9 protein-coding genes and 1 tRNA gene are annotated in these 7,029 nt (G+C 69.0%); 6 read left to right on the forward strand and 4 right to left on the reverse strand.

Annotation, left to right across the window (positions count from 1 at the left end; all coding sequences use genetic code 11):
• Positions 1–62: 62 nt before the first annotated feature.
• A complete protein-coding gene (locus G3T37_RS13625; RefSeq protein ID WP_163474427.1) occupies positions 63–443 on the forward strand; it encodes a cold-shock protein in 381 nt (126 codons plus the stop codon).
• Complete coding sequence (locus G3T37_RS15035; protein ID WP_241732434.1) at positions 436–1,575, forward strand: DUF3027 domain-containing protein; 1,140 nt, start codon at positions 436–438, stop codon at positions 1,573–1,575. Before G3T37_RS13625 ends, G3T37_RS15035 begins: the two co-directional genes overlap by 8 nt.
• Before the next feature lie 283 nt (positions 1,576–1,858).
• Here the strand turns inward: G3T37_RS15035 and G3T37_RS13635 are convergent, their stop codons facing one another.
• Both G3T37_RS13635 and serC read right to left on the reverse strand, forming a co-directional pair.
• Entirely contained in the window at positions 1,859–2,095 is a 237-nt protein-coding gene (locus G3T37_RS13635) for a DUF2530 domain-containing protein (protein WP_163474428.1), read from the reverse strand.
• Between the two features lie 3 nt (positions 2,096–2,098).
• The gene (serC, locus tag G3T37_RS13640; protein ID WP_163474429.1) at positions 2,099–3,205 is read right to left on the reverse strand and encodes a phosphoserine transaminase; all 1,107 of its coding nucleotides are present in this window, start codon (positions 3,203–3,205) and stop codon (positions 2,099–2,101) included.
• Between the two features lie 94 nt (positions 3,206–3,299).
• Between serC and G3T37_RS13645 the strand changes: the two genes are divergently transcribed.
• From G3T37_RS13645 to G3T37_RS13655, 3 genes are all read left to right on the forward strand, one after another.
• Positions 3,300–3,992, forward strand: coding sequence for an iron-dependent transcriptional repressor DtxR (locus G3T37_RS13645; RefSeq protein WP_163474430.1), 693 nt, complete (start codon positions 3,300–3,302; stop codon positions 3,990–3,992).
• A gap of 202 nt (positions 3,993–4,194) precedes the next feature.
• Positions 4,195–4,917, forward strand: coding sequence for a C40 family peptidase (locus G3T37_RS13650; RefSeq protein WP_163474431.1), 723 nt, complete (start codon positions 4,195–4,197; stop codon positions 4,915–4,917).
• A gap of 346 nt (positions 4,918–5,263) precedes the next feature.
• Positions 5,264–5,761, forward strand: coding sequence for an HNH endonuclease (locus tag G3T37_RS13655; RefSeq protein ID WP_163474432.1), 498 nt, complete (start codon positions 5,264–5,266; stop codon positions 5,759–5,761).
• A 10-nt stretch (positions 5,762–5,771) separates the two neighbouring features.
• On the opposite strand, the gene G3T37_RS13660 is transcribed toward G3T37_RS13655, so the two are convergent.
• Together G3T37_RS13660 and G3T37_RS13665 are read right to left on the reverse strand one after the other, a co-directional pair.
• Complete coding sequence (locus G3T37_RS13660) at positions 5,772–5,984, reverse strand: DUF6186 family protein (RefSeq protein WP_163474433.1); 213 nt, start codon at positions 5,982–5,984, stop codon at positions 5,772–5,774.
• Entirely contained in the window at positions 5,981–6,580 is a 600-nt protein-coding gene (locus tag G3T37_RS13665) for a hypothetical protein (RefSeq protein WP_163474434.1), read from the reverse strand. Before G3T37_RS13665 ends, G3T37_RS13660 begins: the two co-directional genes overlap by 4 nt.
• Positions 6,581–6,825: 245 nt before the next feature.
• Between G3T37_RS13665 and G3T37_RS13670 the strand changes: the two genes are divergently transcribed.
• Positions 6,826–6,900: transfer RNA gene (locus G3T37_RS13670), tRNA-Arg, on the forward strand.
• Positions 6,901–7,029: the final 129 nt, after the last annotated feature.

Here is a 7,029-nt window from a genome sequence, read left to right on the forward strand (position 1 = left end):
CTAGCGCACCCCGTATCCTTATGGGGCACCGGGAACTGCTCGGTGTGAAAGAGGTACGCACGATGCCCACCGGCAAGGTCAAGTTCTACGACGACGAAAAGGGCTTTGGCTTCATCAGCTCCGATGATGGCCAGGAAGTCTTTTTGCACGCGTCCGCACTGCCCGCGGGCGTCACCGTCAAGCCGGGCTCGAAGCTCGAGTTCGGCATCGCCGATGGCAAGAAGGGCGCTCAGGCGCTCTCCGTGCGGGTGATCGAGTCCCCGCCGAGCCTCGCCAAGCTCAACCGCAAGTCGGCTGACGACATGGCGATCATCGTCGAGGATCTGGTGAAGCTGCTCGACGGCATCGGCACCAACCTCAAGCGCGGCCGCTACCCCGACAAGAGCCACGGCGCCAAGATCGCCGCAGTTCTGCGCAAGGTCGCCGACGATCTCGATGCCTGAGCCGGTGTCGGGCGGCCCCTCGGCCGACGGCCCCGCCGCACAGCTTTCGGAGGCACAGTCCTTCGCGCTCGCCGCACTGCTCGAAGTGACGCCGCCCTCCACCGTCGGCGCGCCGACCGGGCAGACCGACGAGGGCGACGGCGTCACCACCTTCACCTTCGCCACCACCCTCAGCGGCTACCCCGGCTGGCAGTGGACCGTCGCCGTGGCCCAGTTGCCGGATGCCCCGCCCACCATCATCGAGACCGAGCTCGTGCCCGCCGAGGGTGCGCTCCTCGCTCCAGACTGGGTGCCGTGGGCCGACCGCATGGACGACTACCGCGCCGCCCAGGCGGCGCTCGGCATCGTGGAGGGTGCTGAGGAATCGGGCGAGGAGTCGTCCGACGACCCGGACTCCGACGATGCCGAGGCTGGATCGGGTGAGGCCGCGTCCGCGCGGCCGCGCCGCCGCCGCTCGCGCCGTCGCAACGGGCGACCGGTCGGCGATGACGCGTCGGTGGACGGTGACTCGGCCGATGGTGACTCGGCCGATCGCGCTGGTGCCGCCGCGCGTGCTCGGCGGGCGGATGGCGACGACCAGGACGCCGACGGCTTCGACTCCGACGACTTCGACGCGGACGCCGACAGCTTCGACGCGGACGCCGACAGCTTCGACGCCTCGTCGTTCGACGAGGAGGAGATCGTGGCCGCGGCCCGCCCCGCCCGTCGCTCTCGCCGCGTGACCGTCCCCGCCCCGAGCGAGTTCCTGTTCGACGAGGAAGAGGACGACCTCGACGACGAAGACGACGAGGACGAAGACCTCGAGAACGACGTCGACACCGCGGGCGACTTCGACGACGAACTCGACGATGACGATGACGACGATGACGACGATGACGACGACGACGATGACGATGACGACGACGATGACGACGAGGACGAGGACGAGTTCGGCGACGACGACATCCTCGGCAGCCGCGTGCTTCACGGCGGCGACCTCGACGGCGTCGACATCGACGAACTCGACCCCGCCGCCGCGGACGACGACGAGTTCGAGGAGGGCGAGTCCGACGACGACGAGTCAGACGACGACGGCGACGACGACGACTTCACCGGCGAGCCGGACGACGACGAGCACGAGCGCACGATCTAACCCTCGCCGAGCCCACCTTCGTGCTCGGTAGGGTGTCGGGTTTTATCCGCGGTCGGGCGCCCGCCTCCATCCGCGGTCGGGCCCCGCCGCCCCCTCGCCGGGCCCGCGCCGCACAGATTGCAGGGGCAGCGCGCGTCGGCGCGCTCCATTTCCCCTTCGGGCAGCGGATTTGTTGGGGCAGCTGGGGCTGCGCGGCGGTGTGGTCCTGCGTTGTGAACCGCGAGCACAGCTCAAGACCGCCGGGAACACAGCCCAGGAGAGGCCAGCGCTCGCGCCGCCTCCCTCAGTGCCCGTGCCGGCGAATGCTGTAGATGAGTCCGATGCTGCCGAGCACGAGCGCGACCGCGCAGGTGACGATCCACCAGCTGTTGCCGGCCGCGACGATGGGCGTGTAGAACGCGAGCATCACGATGAGGGCGGCGAGCCAGAGCACGAGCCCGACGGCAACGGCTTTGCGGTCATCCGTCTGCACCGGCGTGGGGTCGGGTCGGCGCTCGCTGTCGCGCAGGAAGAGGCGCATGGGCTAGGAGTTCTCGACCACGTACTCGATGCAGGAGACGAGCGCGCGCACGTCGTCGGGCTCGATCGCGGTGAAGGTGGCGATGCGCAGCTGGTTGCGGCCGAGCTTGCGGTACGGCTCGGTGTCGACGATGCCGTTCTCGCGGAGGGTCTTGGCGATGGCGGCGGCGTCGATCTTCTGGTCGAAGTCGATGGTGACGACCACCTGCGAGCGGTGCTCCGGGTCGAGCACGAAGGGGGTCGCGTAGTCGACCTTGGTGGCCCAGTCGTAGAGCACTGACGAGGATTCGCGCGTGCGGGCATCCGCCCAGGCGAGGCCGCCCTGCTCGTAGATCCACTCGATCTGGCTCTGCATGAGCAGCAGGGTGGTGAGGGCGGGGGTGTTGAGGGTCTGGTTGAGGCGCGAGTTGTCGATCGCGTTCTTGATGCTGAGAAACTCGGGGATGTACCGGTCGCTCGCCGCGATGCGCTCGACGCGCTCGATGGCGGCGGGCGAGAACAGCGCGAACCACAGGCCGCCGTCGGAGGCGAAGTTCTTCTGCGGGGCGAAGTAGTAGACGTCTGACTCGGCGACGTCGAAGTCGATGCCGCCCGCCGCGCTCGTCGCGTCGATCACGGTGAGGGCTTCGGCGTCGACCCGCTTCACGGGCGCCATCACGCCGGTGGAGGTCTCGTTCTGCGGCCACGCGTAGACGTCGATGCCGTCGACGATCTCGACCTCGGCGCGCGATCCGCCGGGAGCGGTGATGACCTTCGGGGCCTTCAGCCAGGGGGCGCCGGCCGCGGCCGCGAACTTGGCGCCGAACTCGCCGAAGCTGAGGTTCTCGGCCCGGCGCTCGATGAGCGAGAAGGATGCCGCATCCCAGAACGCCGTCGACCCGCCGTTGCCCAGCACTACCTCGTAGCCCTCGGGCAGGCGGAACAGTTCGGCCAGACCGCTGCGCACCTCGCCCACCATGTTCTTGACGGGCGCCTGCCGGTGGGAGGTGCCGAGGAGCTTGGCGCTCTCGGAGACGAGGAAGTTCAGTTGCTCCTGCCTCACCTTGGAGGGGCCGCAGCCGAATCGTCCGTCGGCGGGCAGCAAGTCACTCGGAATAGTCGCAGCAGGCATGCACCGATTGTATTGCCGCCGCTGCACGGTGAAGTGAGACCGGTTCTCAAACGATAGGATTTCAGCAGTCTGGACGCGTTAGGAGGGGCATCGGATGACCGATCTCGTCGACACCACCGAGATGTACCTCCGCACGATCCTCGATCTCGAGGAGGAGCACATCGTTCCCCTCCGTGCCCGCATCTCGGAGCGCATCGGCCACTCCGGCCCCACCGTCTCGCAGACGATCGCCCGCATGGAACGCGACGGACTCGTCGTGGTGGAGGGCGACCGCCACCTCGCGCTCACCGACGACGGCCGCGCGAAGGCAACCCACGTGCTGCGCAAGCACCGGCTCGCCGAGCGACTCCTCGCCGACGTGATCGGTCTCGACTGGGCGTACGTGCACGACGAGGCCTGCCGGTGGGAGCACGTGATGAGCGAGCAGGTGGAGCGTCGCGTGCTGGAGATGCTCGGTAATCCGACCGAGTCGCCGTACGGCAACCCGATCCCCGGTCTGGCCGAGCTGGGGCACACCCCCGCGGCCCAGTTCATGGACGGCGTGGCGAGCATCGTGACGCTTGTTCCGGCCTCCGGTGCGGAGATCCAGGTGACGATCCGCCGGCTCGCTGAGCCCGTGCAGTTCGAGCCCGAACTGCTCCAGCAGCTGCAGGGAGCGGGCGTGCTGCCGGGTGCCGTGGCCACGATTTCGCTGCTCGGTTCGTACGTCACCGTGCAGGTAGAGGGGTTCGCCGAGGGGCTCGAACTGCCCACCGAGGTGGCCGCTCACATCTACGCGGCCGCGTGAGAGTTTCCTCATAGTCACGTCGTTGACGTGACAACCAGGTGGGGGCCCACGTAGTCTCGTCCGGTCCTGTCGGCCACAACGATCCGGTCGCAGGCCCGGCGCAAGACGTCTCACAAACCCGTCTCTTGCCGCCGGACGTGTACTCGACAATTGAAAAGGATGGGGCCGCTACCTAGAGCAGCCGAGGCGCAGGAGGCAACTCTTGAGCAGACCAGAAACAACCGGAGCACTCGCCGGGCCGAATCGGCGAACGAGTGCCCTCACCGCGGCGATCACCGCACTGATGGTTCCCGGCATTTTCGCGACCGTCGCCCTCCCCGCCTACGCGGCGAACGCGGCAGCACCCGGCATCACCAGTCACGCGCACTCCGCCGCACCGAAGACGCTCGTCGAGCGCATCCGCACACAGTCGCAGACCGTGCGGGTGACGACCGCCGTCGCCGCCCCCGCCGTGGTGCGCGACGAGGTGCACGCGACCAGCATGGCGTCGTGGAAGAAGAAGCAGGCAGCGGCCGTGGTCTCTGCCGGCCTGGTCGGGGCATCGCTTGCGAGCACGCTGGCCAACCCGCCGTACCCGCACTTCAGCCTCAGCCAGGTGGTCGCGGTGGCCGAGCGCTACACCGGCACGCCCTACGTGTACGGCGGCGCCTCGCCCGCGGGCTTCGACTGCTCGGGCTTCACCCAGTTCGTCTACGCGCAGTTCGGGGTGGCCCTGCCGCACTCGGCCGCCGCGCAGGGCGCGATGGGCACCCGCATCAGCGTGGCCGACGCGAAGCCGGGCGACGTGGTCGTCATCGACGGCGGCTCCCACGTGGGCATCTACCTGGGGGGCGGTCGGATGATCGACGCTCCCATGCCCGGACGCACCGTCGGCAACCATGCCATCTGGACCAGCGCGTACTACATCGTGCGGTTCGGCATCTAGCAGGCGAGGGGGCTGGGGCGGGCATCCGCGCCGGCACCGATTCGGCGGCGGCGTGCCTCACAGCGCGCCGTCGCCGGTTTCTGGTTATCCTGTAGTCCTTGGAGCTCACGAGGGCACACAGGAGGGCTGATGAGCTGGGTACGCGTCGACCAAACCGTGGACGTGCGCGCGCTCTTCTTCATACGCCACAGCAACGGGCAATGCGTGCACTGTCACGCGCATGACCACTAGGCACTGTCGTTTACGGCGGTGCCTTTTTGTTTGCCCGTTTCTCTTCTGCCTCGAGCGCGCCCAAGGTGCAGTTCGAATGCCTGCAAGCCGTGCAGGCGTCTTCGAGAGGATGAGAATGCGCACCCTGGTACTGAATGCCGGTTACGAGCCGCTCGCCGTCGTGTCGTTCAAGCGGGCACTCGTGCTCGTGATGAACGAGAAGGCGACCATCGTGGCGAGCGATGAAGAGCACCCGGTGTGGGGCTCGGAGCGCTCGTGGGATCGGCCGTCGGTGATCATCCTGCGTCGGTACGTGCGCATTCCGAGCGGTCGCAACGTGCCGGTGTCGCGCCGCGGGGTGCTGCGCCGCGACTCGCACCGTTGCGCCTACTGCGGGGGAGCGGCCGGCACGATCGACCACGTCATGCCGCGCTCACGCGGGGGTGCCGACTCGTGGGAGAACCTGGTGGCCTGCTGCCTCAGCTGCAACAACCTGAAGGGTGATCGCACGCCGCATGAGATGGGCTGGAGCCTGCGCATCCGCCCCCGTGCCCCGCACGGCTCGACCTGGCTGGTGCGCGGGGTGGAGCGCGCGGAGCCGCAGTGGGACGAGTTCCTGGCGCCTGCCGCCTGACCGCTGCCCCTCAGGCGCCGGGAGCGACGGTCGGCTCGACCAGGAAGTGCCAGCCGAGCCACCACCAGAACAGCAGGATGCTCACGCGCGCCGCCCGGGTGGCCATGACCCGGTCGAGGATGTCGCCGATGGTGGCGAAGTGCTCGTCGTCGCGAATGCCCAGGATGACCAGCAGCACGATCGCGCCCGCCTCGAGCAGAAACCCGATGGTGCTGACCGTCATCGCCGCACCCGCCACTCGCGCCCGATGAGCGCGACCCCGCCGAGCAGCCAGGCGGCGACGAACAGGATGCGCCCTACCGTCGTCTCGAGCAGCGGGTCGAGCAGGTCGGAGAGCGCGGGGAACCGCTCGCGCCCACCGCTCGCGAAGCTGCCGAGGAAGTACATGGCGAGCTCCCAGATCGCGATCGCCAGAAACACGGCCGACCACGCCGTCGCGGTGGCCACGAGCCGCCGGCCCCACGGCCGCCCCATCGGCTTGGCCGGGTTGTCGGGCCACGCCGCGGCCCCGACAAGGATGCCCGCCGCCCCCAGCGCGACCGCATCCGCCACCCCGTGCCGCGGCGTGAGCGCCAGCACGGCCGCCGCCCCAGCCGCCACGAGCGTGATCGCGCGGATGGGTGGATGCCACGTGCCGAACCGTGCCCGCCGAAACGCCCCCAGCGCATCGAGCGCCAAGAGCAGCGCGACCCCGCCGAACAGCACCCCGTCGATCGGCGCACCCCGATAGAAGTGGAAGGCCGCGGTGAACGCGACCACGAACACCCACGTCCCGTCTGCGACGGCGCTCCACCGCGCCGCCCGGGCGTTCGTTGCCACGCCCACAGGGTACGCGCGGCGCGGGCGGCCCGGCGGGACTTTGGTCGCGCGGGTTCCGCGCTCGCGCGCTGCCCGGCCGCGGGCGGCGGACACCGTCTGCTGTCGCTCGCGCGCTGCGACTGTGGTCTCGTGTACTCCCGCAGCGGGGCATGCCCGCTGGCCCACGCTTCCACCCCAATCGCACCCCCGCTGCTACCGCACTCCCGCCCTGTGCTCGGCCCGCCCCCGCTAAACTCATCCGGACAGCCTCTGTAGCTCAATGGAAGAGCAGTTCCGTCCTAAGGAAAGGGTTGGGGGTTCGAGTCCCTCCAGGGGCACCATATGTCCTGTCTCGGGACATAGGAAACCGTTGAACCCCTGGGTTCAGCGGTTTTCTTTGTTTTGGGGTTGGTAGTCCTTGGTGGGGTCGAGGGTGAGTTCGCGGATCAGTTCGCCGGTGGTGGCGTTGA

Origin of the sequence: Galbitalea soli (genome assembly GCF_010686725.1) — a bacterium.
Taxonomy (GTDB): Bacteria; Actinomycetota; Actinomycetes; order Actinomycetales; family Microbacteriaceae; genus Galbitalea; species Galbitalea soli.

Coding starts and splice junctions, on each gene's coding strand:
- G3T37_RS13635 (WP_163474428.1), bottom strand. CDS start 2,095: ATGCGCCTCTTCCTGCGCGACAGCGAGCGCCGACCCGACCCCACGCCG.
- serC (WP_163474429.1), bottom strand. CDS start 3,205: ATGCCTGCTGCGACTATTCCGAGTGACTTGCTGCCCGCCGACGGACGA.
- G3T37_RS13625 (WP_163474427.1), top strand. CDS start 63: ATGCCCACCGGCAAGGTCAAGTTCTACGACGACGAAAAGGGCTTTGGC.
- G3T37_RS15035 (WP_241732434.1), top strand. CDS start 436: ATGCCTGAGCCGGTGTCGGGCGGCCCCTCGGCCGACGGCCCCGCCGCA.
- G3T37_RS13655 (WP_163474432.1), top strand. CDS start 5,264: ATGCGCACCCTGGTACTGAATGCCGGTTACGAGCCGCTCGCCGTCGTG.
- G3T37_RS13660 (WP_163474433.1), bottom strand. CDS start 5,984: ATGACGGTCAGCACCATCGGGTTTCTGCTCGAGGCGGGCGCGATCGTG.
- G3T37_RS13645 (WP_163474430.1), top strand. CDS start 3,300: ATGACCGATCTCGTCGACACCACCGAGATGTACCTCCGCACGATCCTC.